This is a genomic window from Pseudomonas triclosanedens (assembly GCF_026686735.1).
Classification (GTDB): Bacteria; Pseudomonadota; Gammaproteobacteria; order Pseudomonadales; family Pseudomonadaceae; genus Pseudomonas; species Pseudomonas triclosanedens.
On sequence record NZ_CP113432.1, the window covers coordinates 387,874 to 406,832 of the forward strand.

The window sequence follows — 18,959 nt, forward strand, 5'->3', positions numbered from 1 at the left end:
AAAAGAAGCCCCGCTGACGCGGGGCTTTCTTGTTTTCGTAGGAGCGCGGAATCAGCGCACCGTCACCACCACCTTCCCCACCGCCTTGCGCTGCCCCAGGTGATTGATCGCATCCGCCGCCTGCTCCAGCGGGTAGGTCTGGGACACCAGCGGCTTGATCTTGCCTTCGGCGAACCAGGCGAACAGCTGCTGGAAGTTCGCCGCGTTGTCCTGCGGCTGGCGTTGGGCGAACGACCCCCAGAACACGCCGACCAGCGAGGCGCCCTTGAGCAGGGTGAGGTTGGCCGGCAGCGATGGGATGGTGCCGCTTGCAAAACCCACCACCAGCATGCGGCCGTTCCAGGCGATGGAGCGGAAGGCTTCCTCGAACAGGTCGCCGCCCACCGGGTCGTAGATCACGTCCACACCCTGGCCGCCGGTGATTTGCTTGAGCTTGTCCTTCAGGCTGCCTTCGCTGTAGTTGATCAGCACGTCGGCACCGGCGGCCTTGGCCACTTCCAGCTTGGCCTCGCTGCTGGCGGCGGCGATGACTTTCGCACCCATCGCCTTGCCGATCTCGACCGCCGCCAGGCCCACGCCACCTGAAGCGCCGAGCACCAGCAGGGTCTCGCCCGCCTGCAGGTTCGCGCGCTGCTTGAGCGCGTGCATGGAGGTGCCGTAGGTCATGCCAAAGGCCGCCGCGCTGGCGAAGTCCATGCCATCGGGAATCGGCATTACGTTGTAGCCGGGCACCGCCACTTCCTCGGCGAAGCTGCCCCAGCCGGTCAGCGCCATCACACGGTCGCCAGGCTTGACGTGGGTGACCTTCTCGCCAACCGCGCCGACCACGCCGGCGGCCTCGCCACCCGGGGAGAACGGGAAGGGCGGCTTGAACTGGTACTTGCCCTCGATGATCAGGGTGTCGGGGAAGTTCACTCCGGCGGCATGTACCTGCAGCAGGACTTCGTTCTTCTTCGGCTCGGGGCTGGCGACGTCTTCCAGCACCAGGCTTTCGGCGGGGCCGAAGGCTTTGCACAGCACGGCTTTCATGCGAGGGGCTTCCTTCTTGGTTCCGAGGTATCGGGGCAGTGTAGGAGTAGCGGGCGAGGGGGCAAATCACAATGGTCCCGGCTTATGCCCCGATATAGCTTGGGCGGCGGCGCGAGTCTGGCTATCCTTGCCTGCATCGAACCCGGAGACATTGTCTTGAGAGCTTTCCTCGCCCTGTTGCTGGTCCTGTCCTTCAGCCCCTTTGCGGCTGCGTCCGAGGACGCCAAGCCGGAAGACGCCAACAAGCCGATCTTCGTCGATCTCACACCGGCTCTGGTGGGCAACTACGGCAGTGGTCCGCGCCTGAAGTACTTCAAGGCCGATATCGCCCTGAAGGTGACCGGCAAGGAAGCCTCGGAGAAGGTCGAACACCACGAACCGCTGATTCGCAACCAATTGGTGATGTTGTTTGCCCAGCAGACCGACGAGTCGCTCGGCAGCGTCGACGGCAAGGAGAAGCTGCGTCAGGAAGCGCTGAAACAGGTGCAGGACGCGTTGCAACAGGAAGAGGGCAAACCATTGGTGGATGATCTGCTGTTCAACAACCTGATCGTCCAACCCTGATTCGATTTCCGCGCCCGCTGAATCCGGCGCGAGGCCCCGCCCTATCAGGCGTGTAGGAATTTTCCTAGCGCGCCTGACCTGTATCAAGCGACATTCTCCGCTGATCGCCGACAATCCCTCCATAATTCGCTCGAATTCGAGCGTGTACACGAGGAATATCGGATGACAGGAAATACGAAACGCTGGCGTACCCGTGGGCTGATCGTCGTGGTCCTCGGCGTGCTCGCCGCGCTTGCCTGGCAGACGTTCAAGCCGAACGGCCTGGGCGAGGGATTCGCCAGCGGCAATGGCCGCATCGAAGCCACCGAGGTCGACGTGGCCACCAAGTTGCCCGGCCGGGTGGCGGAGATCATGGTCGACGAAGGCGACTTCGTGAAGGAAGGGCAGGTCGTCGCGCGCATGGACACCCAGGTGCTCCAGGCACAACTGGCTCAGGCCCAGGCCGAGGTGCGCCAGGCGCAGAACGCCAAGCTCACCGCCGAATCCCTGGTTGCCCAGCGCACCAGCGAGAAGACTACCGCCGAGGCCGTGGTAGCGCAGCGCCAGGCCGAACTGACCGCCGCGCAGAAGCGCTTCAGCCGCACCGAACAACTGGTCAAGCGCAACGCGCTGCCGCAACAGCAACTGGATGACGACCGCGCTACGTTGCAGAGTGCCGAGGCAGCGCTGGCCGCGTCGCGTTCGCAGGTCGTGTCGGCGCAGGCCGGTATCGCCGCCGCACGTTCCCAGGTTATAGAGGCGCAATCGGCCATCGAGGCCGCCACCGCGAGCACCGTGCGCCTGCAGGCGGACATCGACGACAGCCTGCTCAAGGCGCCGCGCAACGGCCGTGTGCAGTACCGTGTGTCGCAGCCGGGCGAGGTCCTGGCGGCTGGCGGCAAGCTGCTCAACATGGTCGATCTGGCCGACGTCTACATGACCTTCTTCCTGCCATCGGCCCAGGCCGGCAAGGTCGAGCTGGGCCAGGAAGTACACCTGGTGATCGACGCGGTGCCGGAGTACGTGATCCCGGCCAAGGTGTCCTATGTTGCCAGTGTCGCGCAGTTCACGCCCAAGACCGTGGAGACCGCCAACGAGCGCGAGAAGCTGATGTTCCGCGTCAAGGCGCGCCTCGATCCGGGGTTGCTTGAGAAGTACATCACCTACGTGAAGACCGGCGTGCCCGGCATGGCTTACCTGCGCCTCGATCCGCAGGTGCAGTGGCCCGCTGACCTGCAGATCAAGGTCCCGCAATGAGTGGCGCCGACCGTGTGGCTCACCTCGCCGGCGTCTCGCTGCGCTATGGCGAGACCCGCGCGGTAGATGATGTCTGCCTGGAGATTCCGGCCAACCGCATGGTTGGCCTGATCGGACCGGATGGCGTTGGCAAGTCCAGCCTGCTGGCGCTGATCGCCGGCGCGCGGAAGATGCAGAGCGGTGAGATCCAGGTACTGGGCGGCGACATGCGCGATCCCCGTCACCGCCGTGCCGTGTGTCCGCGTATCGCCTACATGCCGCAGGGGCTGGGCAAGAACCTCTATCCGACGCTTTCGGTGTTCGAGAACGTCGACTTCTTCGGCCGTCTGTTCGGCCACGACAAGGCCGAGCGGGAGCGGCGCATCGCCGACCTGCTGCATTCCACCGGGCTTGCGCCCTTCGCCGAGCGCCCGGCGGGCAAGCTGTCCGGCGGCATGAAGCAGAAGCTCGGGTTGTGCTGTGCGCTGATCCACGATCCCGACCTGTTGATCCTCGACGAGCCCACCACTGGTGTCGACCCGCTGTCGCGCAACCAGTTCTGGGAACTGATCGCCCGCATCCGCGCAGGCCGAGAAGGCATGAGCGTGCTGGTGGCCACCGCCTATATGGAGGAGGCCGAGCGCTTCGACTGGCTCGTGGCGATGGACGAGGGCAAGGTGCTCGCCACCGGTACGCCCGCAGAGCTGCGCGCGCACACGGCGACGCAGAGCCTGGAGGAGGCGTTCATCGCCCTGTTGCCCGAGAGCAAGCGCGCCGGCCACCACAGGCTGGTCATTCCGCCGCGTCCGCAGCACGGCGGCGCGCCGCAGATCGCCATCGAGGCCGAAGGGCTGACCTGCCGCTTCGGCGATTTCGTCGCGGTGGACCACGTCAGCTTCCGCATCGAGCGCGGGGAGATCTTCGGCTTCCTCGGCTCCAACGGCTGCGGCAAGTCCACCACCATGAAGATGCTCACCGGCCTGCTGCCGGCCAGTGAAGGCACCTGTGCGTTGTTCGGCCAGCCGGTCAACGCGAAGGACATGGCGACCCGCCGGCGCGTCGGCTACATGTCCCAGGCATTCTCGCTGTATGCCGAGCTGACGGTGCTGCAGAATCTCGAACTGCACGCCAAGCTATTCCACATCCCGCGCGAGCAGATCGGCCCGCGCGTCGAGGAAATGCTCCAGCGCTTCGACCTGGGCAGGGTCAAGGACGAGCTGCCCGACAGCCTGCCGCTGGGTATTCGCCAGCGCCTGTCGCTGGCCGTGGCGGTGATCCACAAGCCGGAAATCCTGATCCTCGACGAGCCGACCTCCGGGGTGGACCCGGTGGCCCGCGACGGCTTCTGGGAACTGATGGTGGAGCTGTCGCGCAACGACGGCGTGACCATCTTCATCTCCACCCACTTCATGAACGAGGCCGAACGCTGCGACCGCATCTCGCTGATGCACGCCGGCAAGGTGCTCGACAGCGACACTCCCCTGGGACTCATGCAGAAGCGCGGCCTGCCGACCCTGGAAGCTACCTTCATCGCCTATCTGGAAGAGGCCGCCGGCAGCGCGCCGGTTCCAGAAACCGCGCCCGCATCGGAAAGCTCCGCCGGGCCTGGCAGGTACAAGGGCAACGATCGCTTCAGTTGGCTGCGCCTGTTCAGCTACGCGCGCCGCGAGGCGATGGAGCTGCGCCGCGATCCGATCCGCCTGACCCTGGCGCTGGTTGGCACCGCGCTGCTGATGTTCATCATGGGTTACGGCATCAACATGGATGTCGAGGACCTCACCTATGCGGTCCTCGACCGCGACCAGACCACCACCAGCCAGTCCTACGCGCTGAATATCGCCGGTTCGCGCTACTTCGTCGAGCACGCGCCGATCCAGAGCCCCGAGGAGCTGGAGCGGCGCATGCGCAGCGGTGAACTGAGCCTGGCGGTGGAAATCCCGCCGAACTTCGGCCGAGACCTCAAGCGCGGTGCCGATCCTGCCATCGGCGTGTGGATCGACGGCGCCATGCCGACTCGCGCCAATACCGTGCTCGGCTATGTGCAGGGCCTGCACTCCAGCTACCTGGCGGACCTGGCTCGGCAGAATGGCGGCGCGGCCGCCAGTGCGGCGGCGAGCACCGAGGTGCGCTACCGCTACAACCCCGACGTGGAAAGTCTCAAGGCGATGGTGCCGGCGGTGATTCCGCTGTTGCTGATCATGATTCCCGCCATGCTCACCGCCCTGGGCGTGGTACGCGAGAAGGAGCTTGGCTCGATCACCAATCTCTACGTCACGCCGGTTACGCGCCTGGAGTTCCTGCTCGGCAAGCAACTGCCCTACATCGGCATGGGGGTGGTCAACTTCGTGCTGATGCTGGCGATGGCGGTGCTGCTATTCCAGGTGCCGCTCAAGGGGAGCTTCCTCGCCCTGCTGGTGGGAGCATTCCTGTACGTAGTGACCAGCACCGGCCTCGGGCTGCTGCTCTCGACCTTCATGAAGAGCCAGATCGCCGCTGTGTTCGGCACCGCGATCGCTACCATGATACCGGCCATCCAGTTCTCCGGGCTGATCCACCCGGTATCGTCGCTGGAGGGTGCGGCGGCCTTCATCGGCGAGCTCTATCCCACGTCGCATTTCCTGATCATCAGCCGTGGCGCCTTTTCCAAGGCGTTGGGTTTTGCCGACCTGTGGGGCTACTACCTGCCGTTGCTGGCGATGGTCGTGGTGCTGACGTTGCTCAGCGTGTACTTCCTGAAGAAGCAGGAGGACTGAGCGATGAGGAAGCTGGCGAACATCTTCAACCTCGGCATCAAGGAGTTCCGCAGCCTGGGGCGCGACTACGCGATGCTGATCCTGATCGCCTGGGCCTTCAGCCTGGGCGTCTACAGCTCGGCCACCGGGGTACCGGAAACCTTGCACCACGCGCCGATCGCCATCGTCGACGAGGACCAGTCGCAACTCTCCTCGCGCATCGTCAATGCTTTCCAGCCGCCGTATTTCCGCACGCCGGAGATGATCGGCCACGCGCAGATGGACCGTGGCATGGACGTTGGCCTGTATACCTTCACCCTGGACATCCCGCCGGACTTCCAGCGTGACGTGCTGGCTGGCCGGCAGCCGGCGATCCAGGTCAACGTCGACGCCACCCAGACTGGCCAGGCGTTCTCCGGCGCCGGCTACATCCAGAACATCGTCGGCACCGAGGTGCGTGAATTCGTCAGCCGCTACCGCGCCGAGGCCGCCATGCCGGCTGAGCTGGCGGTACGCATGGAGTTCAACCCGAACCTGACCCAGGCGTGGTTCGGTGCGGTGATGGAGGTGATCAACCAGATCACCATGCTCTCGATCATCCTCACTGGCGCGGCGCTGATCCGTGAGCGCGAGCATGGCACGGTCGAGCACCTGCTGGTGATGCCGCTGACGACTTTCGAGATCATGATGGCCAAGGTCTGGTCGATGGGCACTGTGGTGCTGGTGGCGGCGGCGATCTCGCTGCAACTGGTGGTGCGCGGCTGGCTCGACGTGCCGATCAGCGGGTCGGTGGGGCTGTTCCTGCTCGGCGCTGCACTGCACCTGTTCGCCACGACCTCGATGGGCATCTTCCTTGGCACGGTCGCGCGCTCGATGCCCCAACTGGGCTTGCTGGTGATCCTCACGCTGATGCCGCTGCAGATCCTCTCGGGCGGCACCACGCCACGGGAAAGCATGCCGGAGCTGGTGCAGAACATCATGCTGGCGGCGCCGACCACACATTTCGTCAGCCTGGCCCAGGCGATTCTCTACCGTGGCGCCGACCTGTCCATCGTCTGGCCGCAGTTGCTGGCCATTGTCGGCATTGGCGCGACGTTCTTCTTCGGCGCCTTGTGGCGGTTCCGCAGAACCATCGGGCAGATGGCGTAGGGCGTACAACCGTTCGGCGCCGTTACACCGTGCCCATCGTCGGTGTCATGGTCGAGCTCGAAGTGCCATGAGACTGCGGCTCCGAGGCTGGATTCGGCGTGCCTGGGGATCAAGTCGAACGTTATACGCCCTACGTTTCACCCTCCGCGTTATTCCACCGGCCACACGCAGGTCTGGTTCCGCCCGCGGTGCTTGGCTTCGTAGAGTGCCTTGTCGGCCTGGGCGATCAGTTCGTCCGGCTCCGTATCCTGCCCCGGGGTGGCGATGGCTACGCCGATGCTCAGGGTCAGCCGCCCCAGTTCGGTGCCGGGGTGCTCGATGGCCAGTTCGGCGATGCGCTGATGCACGCGCGCCGCAACGTGGCTGGCGCCATCCTGGCCGGTGTCGGTCAGGATGATCACGAACTCTTCGCCGCCGTAGCGGCAGGCGACATCTCCTTCGCGCTGGAGGCAGCCTTGCAGCGCGCCGGCAACCCGGCGCAGCGCGTCGTCGCCCGCCAGGTGACCGAGGCAGTCGTTGAAGCGCTTGAAGTGATCAACATCCAGCATCAGTACGGCCAGCGGCGCATCGGCGCGGCGCAGGCGACGCCATTCGCTCTGTAGCTGGCGGTCGAAGTGGCGCCGGTTGAACAGCCCGGTCAGGCCGTCCTGCTGCGAGAGCTTCTGCAATTGCGCTTCCAGTTGCAGTCGTTCGCTGTTGTCCCGGGCGACGGCGATGAGGTAGTCGCGCTCACCCCGGTGGATCAGTTGGGTATTGATCTCCGCCGCTTGCAGGCTGCCGTCGCGCCGTTGCATTTCGCGCTGGAAGATCATCGACAGATTCAGTCGGCTCGCCTGCTGCACCAGTTGCAACCAGGCGAAGAAGCCGGGGATCAGCCGCTCCGGGTCGTCGCGCAGCAAGTGACGAAACTCCTCGGCGCTGTAGCCGAGGCTGCTGTAGGTGGCGCGGTTCATGTGCAGCAGCTCGCGATGCTGCAGGTCGAAGATGAATAGTGCGTCGCGGCTGGAGTCGGTAAGGTCCAGGGCCAGTTGCAGGCGTTCGCGGCTGTCGCGCAGGTCGCGTTCGATTTCCCGGCGCTGTTCGGCCTCCTGGCTCAGTTGGCGGTTGCCTGTGCTCAACGCGGCGGCGCGGCGTGCGTTCTCCCGCGCCAGGGCGAGGGCGGCGACCAGCAGCAGACTAATGGTGACGCTCGTGCCGAACACCACCATCGGCAGTGGCGTGGCGAGCGATTGCACCAGGGCCGCACTGGGGCTGAGTTCCAGTTCGAAGCTGCGGTTGTTGAGCAGTCGCAAGGGAATGCGCAGGGTGTCTTCCAGCAGGCCGTCCGGTTGCACGCGTGTATACAGCGGCTGGCCATGCTCCAGCAGGCGGACGCTGAAGAGATGGTTGTCGGCCTGTTCCAGCAGGTTATCCATCAGAGTGCCGACCCGGAAAACGCCCTGCATGAACCCGTCGAAATGCAGCGCACCGTTGGCATCGTGCAGATAGATGGGCGTGTACAGGACGAAGCCACGGCCTCCCTGGAGCAGCTCGATGCTGTCGCTCAGGTGCGGCCTGCCGGTATCGCGGGCGGCGAGGGCGGTTGCGTAGTTGGGATGGCTGGGCGTGAGCTGGAAGTTGAGCGCCGCTTCGTTGCCTTGTACCGGTTCGGCCTAGAGTACCTTCATGTTCGGGTCGGCCCACTGGATCGACTGGTAGCCGGCGAAATTGCTGATGTAGAAGCGCGCATCGAGCTCCCATTCCGCGCGCGGCATGCGGTTGTGATGGGTCCACAGTTGCGCCAGCAGGTTCAGGCCCTGCACCTGCTCGTGCAGGTTGGCCTCCAGTTGGTGCGTCAGGCTGCGCGCCTGAAAGCCCAGGCGCTCCTGCACCCGCTGCCGTTCGCTGTCCAATAGCTCGCGACCCAGCCAGGTACTGGCCAGGAGCAGGACACAGAGTAGGCCGCCAAGTCCGAGATAAGTGGCGAATGAGGACTTCAGGCGGTGCATGCAATGAATTCCGAAGATATCACTTACCTAATAGCACAGTGCTATAGGTCTTTCACTTCCTCGCCAGGCCCATCACGATCTGCCATTGCGCTTCGGTAACCGGCATCACCGACAGCCGGCTGCCGCGCTGCACCAGCGGCATTTCCTCAAGGCCGGGCTGGGCCCTGAGCGTGGCCAGAGGCAGCACCGCGGCGAAGGCTTCGACGAAGCCGACATCGCGCGCCGTCCAAGGGTTTTTCTCGGCGCTGGCCTTGGGGTCGTGATAGTGGCTGCCGGGATCGAGCGCGGTGGGGTCGGCATAGGGTTCGCCTTCGATGCGGGCGACCCCGGCGATGCCCGGCTCGGGGCAACTGGAGTGATAGAAGAAGAACAGGTCGCCGGGCGCCATGCTGCGCATGAAATTGCGCGCCTGGTAGTTGCGCACACCATCCCAACGAGCGATTTTCAGACGTTGCAGGTCATGGATCGACAGTTCGTCGGGTTCTGATTTCATCAGCCAGTAGGCGCGGGGCATTCGCGGGGGTTCTCCTTGTTCGGGGCATCGGACGAGCGGTTCGTCGAGATTAATGTTAGGTCGTTCTCGTCTTTGATTGCCCGGTTCGTAACTGCCTTCATTGAATATCGTAGGCGGCACGGACCTTGCTCTGGTCAGGCCGCAGTTTGGGGGCCGCGTCTCCTCCGACGATCGGTTGGCGTCAGAATTGCGGGAAGCTTTTCATTGTCGGAGAATGCCGCGACTTTAGCTTGGCTCGCCGGACGGGCAAAAAAAAACACCGCCGGCCATCGTTGACAGTTTGCCTGGAAGGGGGAGGCAATCGATGAAACGCAAGCCTGATCTTTTGTGGGTTCTGGTAATCCTGTTCGGTCTTGGGGTCGTCACCACCGGTTACACCCAGAGCCTCTGGGAACGCCAGGGCAACGTACCTGCCCAGGTCACTCAGCAACCCTGATTCACTCCACCGGCCGCCGCAGGGATCGCGGCGCCAGTGCGATGCGGCCATACCAGCCGCCGTCCGTCACCGTGCCCATCAGCGGTACGTCCCAACTGGCCAGCTCCAGTCGATCGACCTTCTGGCATTCGTGTGCCAGGCCCAGTAGTGTCGGTTTGTGCCATTTTTTGCGCACTCCGAGGTAGGCCAGGGCCCGATCGTAGAATCCCTTGCCCATCCCCAGCCGGCCTCCGTGCGGGTCGAAGCCAACCAATGGCAGCAACAGCAGGTCCAGCGCCCAGGTTGGCCGTTGTCGTGTGCGGTCGCGCACGGGCTCGCCGATGCCGAAGCGATTGCGGGTCCAGCGCTCGCCGATTCCGACACGCTGGAACGCCATGCGTGTCGGCGGCCAGGCGCAAAGCACTGGCAGGTAGGTCGCCTTGCCGCGCTTCTGCGCTGCCTTCATCAACGGGCGTGGATCGATCTCACCGTCGGCGGGCAGGTACAGGGCGATGTGCCTGGCCCGGCGGAACAGAGGATGCTGTGCGAGCCGACGGTACAAGGCCTGGGCGGCGAGGCGTTGCTGGAGCGGGGTAAGTGCACGTCTGGCCTGGCGCAACTGGCGGCGCAGGGCAGGGCGGGAAAGAGAGGCTGCGTGGATCATCGAGGGGTAAAGCTCCCCGGACATGCCGCTGTCGGGTTAGCCCTTGAACCCGAGAGTTCAAGGTGGCGGTTGCAGTAGGCTTTAAGGCTTTCCGTCGTGCGGACATGCACACCAGCCCAACTGGCAACCTCCGTTGTTGCAATTATCGGCTCAGGGACATCACCGACTGGCAAACACACCAGGGAGCGATGCGGATTATACCCCAAGGAAACTTCCCGGGTCAGACTTCACCCTGCCTCTGATCGGTGGTAAGGGGATCGCTGGTCAGTGCGCGATCCACGCGTTCGAGCAGTTCGCGCACGCGCTCGCGGGTGGAGCTGGAATCTTGGTCCTGGCGCTCCTGCTTGTGCAGCAGGTCATGGGTGATGTTCAGCGCTGCCATTACCGCCACGCGGTCGGCGCCGATCACCTTGCCGCTGGAGCGGATCTCGCGCATTTTGCTGTCGAGATAGCGTGCGGCGCTTTCAAGGTTGACTCGCTCGTCGGGAGGGCAGGCTATGCAGTACTCCTTGTCGAGGATTTGAACGTTCAGGGTATTCGACTGGCTCATGAGTCCTGCTCCAAGGCTTTGAGACGCAAAATCATCGCTTCGACCTTCTGCCGCGCCAATTCGTTCTTCTCGATCAGATGGGCGCGCTCTTCCCGCCAGCTCTTTTCGTTCGCCCGCAGCAGCCGGTTTTCGGCCTTGAGCTGTTCCAGGCGCTGGAGCAGCAGGTCGAACTTGGCGATCAGCGCGTGCAGGTCGGCGTCTTCCATGGGCTCTCGCTTGGCTCTTCTACTCGATGACCGGGAACTATATAGGACTGCCGTGGGGGTGGGTCAACGCACGGGCCGTCACATGGTCTTGCAGTGTGCGGCGGTGCTAGGATACGAGACCACATTCTAAGCGCGGCGCCTGATGGCGCCTAGCTGTCATACCCCGGGTTCGATATGTCCACGTCCAGTTCCGCCTACACCGCCTTCGCCGCCCTGCTTGCCGAGGCTGCCCTGCCGATTTCCCCCGCCGAACTGCACGGCCACCTGCTGGGCCGCGTCTGCGCGGGCAGCGGTTTCGACCAGGCCGAATGGCTCCAGGCTGCCAGCGAGCTGCTCGGCGGTGAGCCGGGCGAGCGCCTGAGCGCGGCGCTCGGTGGCCTGCTGGGCATGGTGCAGCAGGACTTCGGCGCCGGCGAGATGGCCGTGGTGCTGATGCTGCCCAACGATGACGCGCCGCTGGCCGAGCGTGCCGCGGCTCTGGGCCAGTGGTGCCAGGGCTTCCTCGCCGGCTTCGGCCTGGCGCTGCGTTCTCCCAGCCTGTCCGACGAGGCCGACGAAGTGCTCCAGGACATCGCCGCCATCGCCCAGGTCCAGGGTGCGCTGGAAGACTCCGAAGATGGCGAGGCCGACTATATGGAAGTGCAGGAGTACCTGCGTGTCGCCCCGCTGCTGCTGTTCTCCGAATTCGGCAAGGTGCCGGTACCGGCCGAGAAACCTTCCCTGCATTGAGGTCGCTGCATGATCCGTATCGCCAAGTCGGAATATGCCCGTCGGCGCAAGGCGCTGATGGAGCAGATGGAACCCAACAGCATCGCCATTCTCCCGGCGGCGCAGATGTACATCCGCAACCGCGACGTCGAGCACGTCTATCGCCAGGACAGCGACTTCCAGTACCTTACCGGCTTCCCCGAGCCCGAAGCAGTGGTCGCACTGATTCCTGGCCGCGAGCATGGCGAGTACGTCCTGTTCTGCCGCGAGCGCGATCCGGAGCGTGAGCTCTGGGACGGCCTGCGTGCCGGCCAGGACGGCGCGATCAAGGACTTCGGTGCCGACGACGCCTTCCCCATAGGCGATATCGACGACATCCTGCCGGGCCTGATCGAAGGCCGTGATCGCGTCTACTACGCGCTGGGTTCGAACCAGGAGTTCGACCGCCGGCTGATGGACTGGATCAACGTGATCCGTTCCAAGGCCCGCCAGGGCGCGCAGCCGCCGAACGAGTTCGTGGCGCTCGATCACCTGCTGCACGACCTGCGCCTGTACAAGAGCGCAGGCGAAGTGAAAGTGATGCGTTACGCCGCCGAGGTTTCCGCCGGCGCCCACGTGCGCGCCATGCAGGTGTGCCGCCCCGGCCTGAACGAGTACCACCTCGAAGCCGAGCTGGAATACGCCTTCCGCAAGGGTGGGGCAAAGATGCCCGCCTACGGCTCCATCGTCGCCACCGGCCGCAACGCCTGCATCCTGCACTACCGGGAGAACGACGCGACGATCAAGGACGGCGACCTGATCCTGATCGACGCAGGCTGCGAGATCGACTGCTACGCCAGCGACATCACCCGCACCTTCCCCGCCAACGGCACCTTCAGCCCCGAGCAGAAGGCCATCTACGAGCTGGTGCTGGAAGCCAACATGGCCGCCTTCGACTTCATCGCCCCGGGCCGCCACTGGAACGAAGCCCACGAAGCCACCGTGCGGGTCATCACCGCCGGCCTGGTTAGGCTCGGCCTGCTCAGTGGCGACGTCGACGAACTGATCGCCAGTGAAGCCTACAAGCCCTTCTACATGCACCGTGCCGGCCACTGGTTGGGCATGGACGTGCACGATGTCGGCGAATACAAGGTCGGCGGCGAGTGGCGCGTGCTGGAACCGGGCATGTCGATGACCGTCGAGCCGGGCATCTACATCTCGCCGGACAACACCGACGTGCCGAAGAAATGGCGTGGCATCGGCGTGCGCATCGAAGACGACGTGGTCGTGACGAAGACCGGCTGCGAAGTCCTCACCAATGGCGTACCCAAGACCGTTGCCGAGATCGAGGCGCTGATGGCCGAAGCCAAGGCGAAGGCGGCCTGACATGCAGCGCACGCAGTTGGCCATCATCGGTGGTGGCCTGGTTGGCGCGAGCCTGGCGCTGATTCTCCAGGCTGGCGCCCGCGAGCGAGGCTGGCGGATCGTCCTGATCGAGCCCTTCGCTCCCGGCGATTCCTACCAGCCGAGCTACGACGCGCGCTCGTCCGCGCTGTCCTTCGGCAGCCGGCAGATCTACGAACGTCTTGGCTTGTGGCAGCAGATCAGCCAGCGCGCCGAACCGATCACCCAGATCCACGTCTCCGATCGCGGCCGTTTTGGTTCCGCGCGCCTGACGGCGGTTGAAGAGGGGGTTCCGGCGCTTGGCTACGTGACTGAAAACGCCTGGCTCGGCCAGTGCCTGTGGCACGCGCTGGACCCGGAAGTGGTGAGCTGGCGCTGCCCTGCCGAAGTGCGGCGCATGGAAGCCATCGGCGACGGCTACCGCCTGACCCTGGACGACGACTCGCAGCTCGACTGCGACCTCGCCGTGCTGGCCGACGGCGGCCGCTCGGGCCTGCGCGAGCAACTGGGTATCGGCGTGCGCTCCTCGTCCTACGGGCAGACCGCGCTGATCGCCAACGTCAGTCCCTTCGAAGCCCATCGCGGCCAGGCTTTCGAACGCTTCACCAACAGCGGTCCGCTGGCGCTGCTGCCGCTGCCGGAAAACCGCTGTGCGCTGGTCTGGACCCGCGACGGCAGCGACGCGCAGCGCCTGCGCGAGATGCCCGACAGCGCCTTCCTGGCCGAGCTGCAGGATGCCTTCGGCTACCGCCTGGGGGCCTTCCGCCAGGTCGGTGTGCGTTATGGCTACCCGCTGAGCCTGATCGAGGCCGAAGAGCAGATTCGCCCGCACCTGGTCGTGCTGGGCAACGCTGCCCACAGCCTGCATCCCATTGCAGGGCAGGGCTTCAACCTGTCGCTGCGCGATGCCCAGGCCCTGGGCGACCGGCTGTTGCAGGAAGACGCCAGGCCGGGGAGTTTCGCCGTGCTGCAGCGCTATCTCGACGGCCAGCGGCTCGACCAGCAGATGACCGTCGGCTTCTCCGACCGCGTCACCCGCCTGTTTTCCAATGCCCAGCCGCTGCTTGCCACGGGGCGCAACCTCGGCCTGCTGGGGTTGGATCTCCTGCCGCCAGCCAAGCGCTGGTTCGCTCGCCAGGCGATGGGCCTGGGCGCCCGGCCGGTCTGAGTCGATACGATGGAACTGCGCAATAAAGCCCGCCGCGCCCGCCTGCTGCGCCTTGGCCTGAACCTCTACCCACCCTACCTCGGTGCCGGGGTGCGGGTACGCCACATCAGTGCGGACTTCCGCGAAGTGCGGGTGAAGATGGGCCTGTCCCTGTTCAATCGCAACTACGTCGGCACGCAGTTCGGCGGCAGCCTGTACAGCATGACCGACCCGTTCTTCATGCTGATGCTGATGGAGAACCTGGGGCGCGACTACATCGTCTGGGACAAGGCGGCCAACATCGAGTTCGTCAGCCCCGGCAAGGGCCCGGTTTACGCCGATTTCCGCATCGACCAGCAACTGCTCGACGACATCCGCGAGCAAACTGCCGACGGCGCGAAGTACCTGCCACGCCTGCACGCCGAGGTGCGCGATGGCGAGGGCACGCTGGTGGCGCGGGTGCAGAAGACCCTGTACGTCCGGCTCAAGCCGCGCGCGCGACAGGTCGCATGAATTTCGATGCCCGCGCCTGAGCCGCGCGGGCCGCTGAAGAAGGAACGCACATGCACGCGGATCTGGTAATCGTCGGGGCGGGAATGGTCGGCAGCGCCCTGGCCCTGGCCCTGGAAGGCAGCGGGTTGGACATCCTGCTGCTGGACGGCTCGCCGCTGAGCGTCAAGCCGTTCGACCGCGAAGGCCCCTTCGAGCCGCGGGTCAGTGCGTTGTCCGAAGCCAGCCGGCGCATCCTCCAGCGTCTGCATGCGTGGGACGGCATCGCCGAGCGCCGCGCCGAACCCTACCGCGAGATGCGGGTATGGGATGGTTCCGGCACCGGGCAGATCCATTTCAGCGCCGCCAGCGTACATGCCGAAATGCTTGGCCATATCGTCGAGAACCGCGTGGTGCAGGATGCCCTGCTGGAGCGCCTGCACGACTCCGCCCTCGGCCTGCTGCCCAACGCGCGCCTGGAGCAACTGCGCCATTCCGGCGACGACTGGCTGCTGACCCTGGCCGATGGCCGTGAAATCCGTACGCCGCTGGTGATCGCCGCCGACGGCGCCAACTCCGCAGTGCGCCGCCTGGCTGGTTGTGCCACCCGCGAATGGGACTACCTGCACCACGCCATCGTCACCAGCGTGCGTTGCGAGAAGCCGCACCAGGCTACGGCCTGGCAGCGCTTCACCGACGACGGCCCGCTGGCCTTCCTGCCGTTGGCGAAGGACGGCGACGCCCACTGGTGCTCGATTGTGTGGTCGACCATGCCGGAGCAGGCGGAACAGCTCATGGCGCTGGATGACGACGGCTTCCGCGCCGCCCTCGGGCTGGCTTTCGAACATCGCCTGGGTGCCATCGAGCACGCCGACCGTCGCCTGTGCATCCCGCTGCGTCAGCGTCACGCCAAGCGCTACGTGGAGCCGGGGCTGGCGCTGATCGGCGATGCCGCTCACACCATCCACCCGCTGGCCGGACAGGGTGTGAACCTGGGCTTCCTCGATGCCGCGGTGCTGGCCGAAGTACTGCTGCATGCCCACGGGCGCGGCGAAAACATCGCCGAGGAACGCGTGCTGAGCCGCTTCGAGCGGCGCCGCATGCCGCACAACCTGGCGATGATGGCGGCAATGGAAGGCTTCCAGCGCCTGTTCCAGGCCGACCCGCTGCCGGTGCGCTGGCTGCGCAACGCCGGCTTGCGGCTGGTCGACAAGCACCACGAGGCCAAGGGTGTGTTCGTGCGCCAGGCGCTGGGGCTTTCGGGCGACCTGCCGGGGCTGGCGCGGGTGTAGCCGGAGCGGTCTGGTGCGCTCCCGCGACGCCAGACCGCACCCCGCCGAAACACCTCGACACAAACGCACGCCTCAATAGCAAATGCGGTTCCTTATCATTTGCAGGACTTCATCCCGCATAGGAAACGCTCCATGCTTGCGCGCAAAGGTCTTCTCGCCACCCTCCTGCTGGCCGCCATCGGTGGCACCGCCCAGGCCGCCGACGAAGTGGTGGTTTACTCCTCGCGCATCGACGAACTGATCAAGCCGGTGTTCGACGCCTACACCAAGGCGACCGGTGTGAAGGTCAAGTTCATCACCGACAAGGAAGCGCCGCTGATGGCGCGGATCAAGGCCGAAGGCGCGAACACTCCTGCCGACCTGCTGCTCACCGTGGACGCCGGCAACCTTTGGCAAGCTGAGAAGATGGGGATCCTGCAGCCGTTCGATTCCCCGGTGCTGGACGCCAACATCCCGCCGCAATACCGCTCCGGCACCGATAGCTGGACCGGCCTGTCGCTGCGTGCCCGCACCATTGCCTACTCGACCCAGCGGGTAAAGCCCGAAGAACTGACCACCTACGAAGCGCTGGCCGACAAGCAGTGGGAAGGCCGCCTGTGCCTGCGTACCGCGAAGAAGGTCTACAACCAGTCGCTGACCGCGACGCTGATCGAGACCCACGGCGAGCAGAAGACCGAGCAGATTCTCAAGGGCTGGGTAAGCAACCTGGCCACCGACGTGTTCTCCGACGACACCGCGCTGCTTCAGGCTATCGCCGCCGGCCAGTGCGATGTCGGCATCATCAACACTTACTACTACGGCCGCCTGCACCAGCAGAACCCGGAGCTGCCGGTAAAACTGTTCTGGCCGAACCAGGGCGATCGTGGCGTGCACGTCAACCTCTCGGGCATCGGCCTGACCAGGCACGCGCCGCACCCCGAACAGGCCAAGAAACTGGTGGAGTGGATGACCGGGCCGGACGCCCAGGCACTGTTCGCCGGCATCAACCAGGAATTCCCGGCCAACCCGAAGGTGTCGCCATCGCAGGAAGTGGCGGCCTGGGGTGAATTCAAGGCCGACAGCATCCCAGTGGAAGTCGCCGGCAAGCGCCAGGCAGAAGCGATCAAGCTGATGGACCGTGCCGGCTGGAACTGACCGCACGGCCCTCTGCGCGCAAGCGCGGCGCGAGGCCGGCCCATCGTCCGAACGATAGGCTGGCATGGCGCCCGCCACTGACGTAGGTTTGCACGCGCCGCTTCTGCGGCGCGTGGTCATTTCTCCACCGAGGTTTTCGTGTCGCGTCCCGCCCCCCGCCGCTGGTACCCCATCGTCTTCGCCATTGCCGCACTGATACTGCTGCCGATCAGCGTGCTGCTGCTCAGTTGGGCGGAGATCGACCGGGACATCTGGGCGCATCTGTGGGACACGCAACTGCCGCGCCTGCTTGGCAACACCCTGGTCCTGGTCGGTGGCGTCGGCGTCGGCGTGACGCTGCTCGGCGTCAGCCTGGCCTGGCTGACCAGCCTCTGCGAATTTCCGGGAAGACGCTGGCTGGACTGGGCGCTGATGCTGCCGTTCGCCGTGCCGGCCTACGTGCTGGCGTTCGTCTTCGTCGGCCTGCTGGACTTCGCGGGGCCCGTGCAGACGCTGCTGCGCGAATGGTTCGGCGCCGGCCTGCGGCTGCCGCGCGTGCGCTCCACCGGCGGGGTGATCATCGTTCTGGTGCTGGTGTTCTACCCCTACGTATACCTGCTCGCCCGCACCGCCTTCCTGGCCCAGGGGCGCGGGCTCACCGAAGCGGCGCGGGTACTCGGACTGTCGCCCTGGGCGGCGTTCTGGCGCGTGGCCCTGCCGATGGCCCGGCCTGCCATCGGTGCCGGGCTGGCGCTGGCGATCATGGAAACCCTAGCGGACTTCGGCACCGTCTCGGTATTCAACTTCGATACCTTCACCACCGCCGTCTACAAGACCTGGTACGGCTTCTACAGCCTCTCCAGCGCGACCCAACTGGCCAGCCTGCTGTTGCTGTTCGTCATGCTCGTGCTGCTGGGCGAGCGCTACAGCCGGGGCCGCAGTGGCGTGCCCAGCGAGCGTCCGCGCGGTGCGGCGCTGTACCGCCTGCGCGGCTGGAAAGCATTCGCCGCCAGCGCCTGGTGCCTGCTGGTGTTTGCCTGCGCCTTCGTCATCCCGCTGCTGCAACTGGTGGCCTGGGTCTGGCAGAGAGGGCGTTTCGACCTCGATGAGCGCTACTGGGGGCTGATCCTGCACAGCCTCTACCTGGGTGGTTTTGCGGCGCTGCTGACGGTAGCCGTGGCTCTGCTGCTGGCCTTCGCCCGCCGCCTGGCGCCGACGCCAGCGGTGCGCACGGCGGTCGGCGTGGCCAACCTTGGCTATGCACTGCCGGGCTCGGTGCTGGCGGTGGCAATCATGCTGGCCTTCAGTTGGCTCGACAACAACGCGGTGATCCCGCTCTCCAGCGCCCTGGGCGGCGCCGGAAAGCCGCTGTTGCTGGGCAGCCTGGGGGCCTTGCTGGTGGCCTACCTGATCCGCTTCATGGCGGTAGCGTACGGGCCGCTCGAAGGCGCATTGGCGCGGATTCGCCCGTCGCTGCCGGAAGCCTCGCGCAGCCTCGGCGTCGGCGGCGCCGGCCTGTTCCTGCGGGTCTACCTGCCGCTGCTGCTGCCGGGTGCTCTGAGCGCCGCCCTGCTGGTATTCGTTGATGTGCTCAAGGAAATGCCGGCGACGCTGCTGATGCGCCCGTTCGGCTGGGACACGTTGGCCGTCCGGGTTTTCGAAATGACCAGCGAAGGCGAGTGGGCGCGCGCGGCATTGCCGTCGTTGACGCTGGTACTGGTAGGGCTGTTTCCGGTCATTGGTCTGATTCGTCGCTCCGCGAGGTCAGTAGCTTCCGACAATCGCTGAGAATCGACTGTCG

The 18,959-nt window shown here is 65.5% G+C and carries 17 protein-coding genes, 1 other RNA gene and 1 pseudogene; 12 read left to right on the top strand and 7 right to left on the bottom strand.

The window, feature by feature from the left end; all coding sequences use genetic code 11:
* Positions 1–51: 51 nt before the first annotated feature.
* On the bottom strand, positions 52–1,029 hold the full coding sequence (locus OU419_RS01785; RefSeq protein ID WP_254469985.1) for an NADPH:quinone oxidoreductase family protein: 978 nt from the start codon (positions 1,027–1,029) through the stop codon (positions 52–54).
* Between the two features lie 156 nt (positions 1,030–1,185).
* On the opposite strand from OU419_RS01785, the gene OU419_RS01790 reads away from it, so the two are divergent.
* From OU419_RS01790 to OU419_RS01805, 4 genes are all read left to right on the top strand, one after another.
* Positions 1,186–1,593 (top strand): flagellar basal body-associated protein FliL, encoded by a 408-nt coding sequence (locus OU419_RS01790; RefSeq protein ID WP_254469986.1) that lies wholly within the window; start codon positions 1,186–1,188, stop codon positions 1,591–1,593.
* Between the two features lie 162 nt (positions 1,594–1,755).
* Entirely contained in the window at positions 1,756–2,829 is a 1,074-nt protein-coding gene (locus OU419_RS01795) for an HlyD family secretion protein (protein ID WP_254469987.1), read from the top strand.
* Entirely contained in the window at positions 2,826–5,561 is a 2,736-nt protein-coding gene (gene rbbA / locus OU419_RS01800; protein ID WP_254469988.1) for a ribosome-associated ATPase/putative transporter RbbA, read from the top strand. Before OU419_RS01795 ends, rbbA begins: the two co-directional genes overlap by 4 nt.
* Before the next feature lie 3 nt (positions 5,562–5,564).
* Complete coding sequence (locus OU419_RS01805; RefSeq protein WP_254469989.1) at positions 5,565–6,689, top strand: ABC transporter permease; 1,125 nt, start codon at positions 5,565–5,567, stop codon at positions 6,687–6,689.
* A 149-nt stretch (positions 6,690–6,838) separates the two neighbouring features.
* On the opposite strand, the pseudogene OU419_RS01810 reads toward OU419_RS01805, so the two are convergent.
* Both OU419_RS01810 and OU419_RS01815 read right to left on the bottom strand, forming a co-directional pair.
* Positions 6,839–8,677: pseudogene (locus OU419_RS01810) on the bottom strand (sensor domain-containing diguanylate cyclase).
* A 52-nt stretch (positions 8,678–8,729) separates the two neighbouring features.
* Positions 8,730–9,191 carry an EVE domain-containing protein gene (locus OU419_RS01815; protein WP_254469990.1) on the bottom strand — a complete coding sequence of 154 codons (462 nt, stop codon included), beginning with the start codon at positions 9,189–9,191 and terminating at the stop codon, positions 8,730–8,732.
* Positions 9,192–9,495: 304 nt separating this feature from the next.
* Here OU419_RS01815 and OU419_RS01820 point away from each other — a divergent pair, with 304 nt between their 5' ends.
* Positions 9,496–9,627 (top strand): hypothetical protein, encoded by a 132-nt coding sequence (locus OU419_RS01820; protein ID WP_268172917.1) that lies wholly within the window; start codon positions 9,496–9,498, stop codon positions 9,625–9,627.
* 1 nt (position 9,628) lies between these two features.
* On the opposite strand, the gene OU419_RS01825 is transcribed toward OU419_RS01820, so the two are convergent.
* The 4 genes from OU419_RS01825 to OU419_RS01840 form a co-directional block, all read right to left on the bottom strand.
* Entirely contained in the window at positions 9,629–10,270 is a 642-nt protein-coding gene (locus OU419_RS01825) for a 5-formyltetrahydrofolate cyclo-ligase (RefSeq protein ID WP_254470352.1), read from the bottom strand.
* A 9-nt stretch (positions 10,271–10,279) separates the two neighbouring features.
* Positions 10,280–10,458, bottom strand: a non-coding RNA gene (gene ssrS, locus OU419_RS01830) — 6S RNA.
* Positions 10,459–10,490: 32 nt separating this feature from the next.
* Complete coding sequence (locus OU419_RS01835; RefSeq protein ID WP_254469991.1) at positions 10,491–10,820, bottom strand: cell division protein ZapA; 330 nt, start codon at positions 10,818–10,820, stop codon at positions 10,491–10,493.
* Entirely contained in the window at positions 10,817–11,026 is a 210-nt protein-coding gene (locus OU419_RS01840) for a TIGR02449 family protein (RefSeq protein WP_205338614.1), read from the bottom strand. The genes OU419_RS01835 and OU419_RS01840 overlap by 4 nt, the downstream gene beginning before the upstream one ends.
* A gap of 174 nt (positions 11,027–11,200) precedes the next feature.
* Between OU419_RS01840 and OU419_RS01845 the strand changes: the two genes are divergently transcribed.
* The 7 genes from OU419_RS01845 (at position 11,201) to OU419_RS01875 (ending at position 18,946) form a co-directional block, all read left to right on the top strand.
* Positions 11,201–11,755 (top strand): UPF0149 family protein, encoded by a 555-nt coding sequence (locus OU419_RS01845; protein ID WP_254469992.1) that lies wholly within the window; start codon positions 11,201–11,203, stop codon positions 11,753–11,755.
* A gap of 9 nt (positions 11,756–11,764) precedes the next feature.
* Positions 11,765–13,099 carry a Xaa-Pro aminopeptidase gene (gene pepP, locus OU419_RS01850; RefSeq protein ID WP_254469993.1) on the top strand — a complete coding sequence of 445 codons (1,335 nt, stop codon included), beginning with the start codon at positions 11,765–11,767 and terminating at the stop codon, positions 13,097–13,099.
* Between the two features lies 1 nt (position 13,100).
* A complete protein-coding gene (gene ubiH / locus OU419_RS01855) occupies positions 13,101–14,285 on the top strand; it encodes a 2-octaprenyl-6-methoxyphenyl hydroxylase (protein ID WP_254469994.1) in 1,185 nt (394 codons plus the stop codon).
* Positions 14,286–14,294: 9 nt separating this feature from the next.
* The gene (locus OU419_RS01860) at positions 14,295–14,777 is read left to right on the top strand and encodes a DUF4442 domain-containing protein (protein ID WP_254469995.1); all 483 of its coding nucleotides are present in this window, start codon (positions 14,295–14,297) and stop codon (positions 14,775–14,777) included.
* Positions 14,778–14,827: 50 nt separating this feature from the next.
* Positions 14,828–16,045 carry a 2-octaprenyl-3-methyl-6-methoxy-1,4-benzoquinol hydroxylase gene (locus tag OU419_RS01865; RefSeq protein ID WP_254469996.1) on the top strand — a complete coding sequence of 406 codons (1,218 nt, stop codon included), beginning with the start codon at positions 14,828–14,830 and terminating at the stop codon, positions 16,043–16,045.
* 132 nt (positions 16,046–16,177) lie between these two features.
* Positions 16,178–17,179, top strand: a complete 1,002-nt coding sequence (locus OU419_RS01870; protein WP_254469997.1) for an extracellular solute-binding protein — start codon at positions 16,178–16,180, stop codon at positions 17,177–17,179.
* A gap of 138 nt (positions 17,180–17,317) precedes the next feature.
* On the top strand, positions 17,318–18,946 hold the full coding sequence (locus OU419_RS01875; RefSeq protein ID WP_254469998.1) for an ABC transporter permease: 1,629 nt from the start codon (positions 17,318–17,320) through the stop codon (positions 18,944–18,946).
* Positions 18,947–18,959: the final 13 nt, after the last annotated feature.

What these genes read in the sequence shown, in the direction of transcription:
- OU419_RS01795 (WP_254469987.1), top strand. Translation starts at nt 1,756, where the DNA reads ATGACAGGAAATACGAAACGCTGGCGTACCCGTGGGCTGATCGTCGTG.
- OU419_RS01805 (WP_254469989.1), top strand. Translation starts at nt 5,565, where the DNA reads ATGAGGAAGCTGGCGAACATCTTCAACCTCGGCATCAAGGAGTTCCGC.
- OU419_RS01815 (WP_254469990.1), bottom strand. Translation starts at nt 9,191, where the DNA reads ATGCCCCGCGCCTACTGGCTGATGAAATCAGAACCCGACGAACTGTCG.
- OU419_RS01820 (WP_268172917.1), top strand. Translation starts at nt 9,496, where the DNA reads ATGAAACGCAAGCCTGATCTTTTGTGGGTTCTGGTAATCCTGTTCGGT.
- OU419_RS01845 (WP_254469992.1), top strand. Translation starts at nt 11,201, where the DNA reads ATGTCCACGTCCAGTTCCGCCTACACCGCCTTCGCCGCCCTGCTTGCC.
- OU419_RS01860 (WP_254469995.1), top strand. Translation starts at nt 14,295, where the DNA reads ATGGAACTGCGCAATAAAGCCCGCCGCGCCCGCCTGCTGCGCCTTGGC.
- OU419_RS01870 (WP_254469997.1), top strand. Translation starts at nt 16,178, where the DNA reads ATGCTTGCGCGCAAAGGTCTTCTCGCCACCCTCCTGCTGGCCGCCATC.
- OU419_RS01835 (WP_254469991.1), bottom strand. Translation starts at nt 10,820, where the DNA reads ATGAGCCAGTCGAATACCCTGAACGTTCAAATCCTCGACAAGGAGTAC.
- OU419_RS01840 (WP_205338614.1), bottom strand. Translation starts at nt 11,026, where the DNA reads ATGGAAGACGCCGACCTGCACGCGCTGATCGCCAAGTTCGACCTGCTG.
- OU419_RS01825 (WP_254470352.1), bottom strand. Translation starts at nt 10,270, where the DNA reads ATGATCCACGCAGCCTCTCTTTCCCGCCCTGCCCTGCGCCGCCAGTTG.
- pepP (WP_254469993.1), top strand. Translation starts at nt 11,765, where the DNA reads ATGATCCGTATCGCCAAGTCGGAATATGCCCGTCGGCGCAAGGCGCTG.
- ubiH (WP_254469994.1), top strand. Translation starts at nt 13,101, where the DNA reads ATGCAGCGCACGCAGTTGGCCATCATCGGTGGTGGCCTGGTTGGCGCG.
- rbbA (WP_254469988.1), top strand. Translation starts at nt 2,826, where the DNA reads ATGAGTGGCGCCGACCGTGTGGCTCACCTCGCCGGCGTCTCGCTGCGC.
- OU419_RS01865 (WP_254469996.1), top strand. Translation starts at nt 14,828, where the DNA reads ATGCACGCGGATCTGGTAATCGTCGGGGCGGGAATGGTCGGCAGCGCC.
- OU419_RS01785 (WP_254469985.1), bottom strand. Translation starts at nt 1,029, where the DNA reads ATGAAAGCCGTGCTGTGCAAAGCCTTCGGCCCCGCCGAAAGCCTGGTG.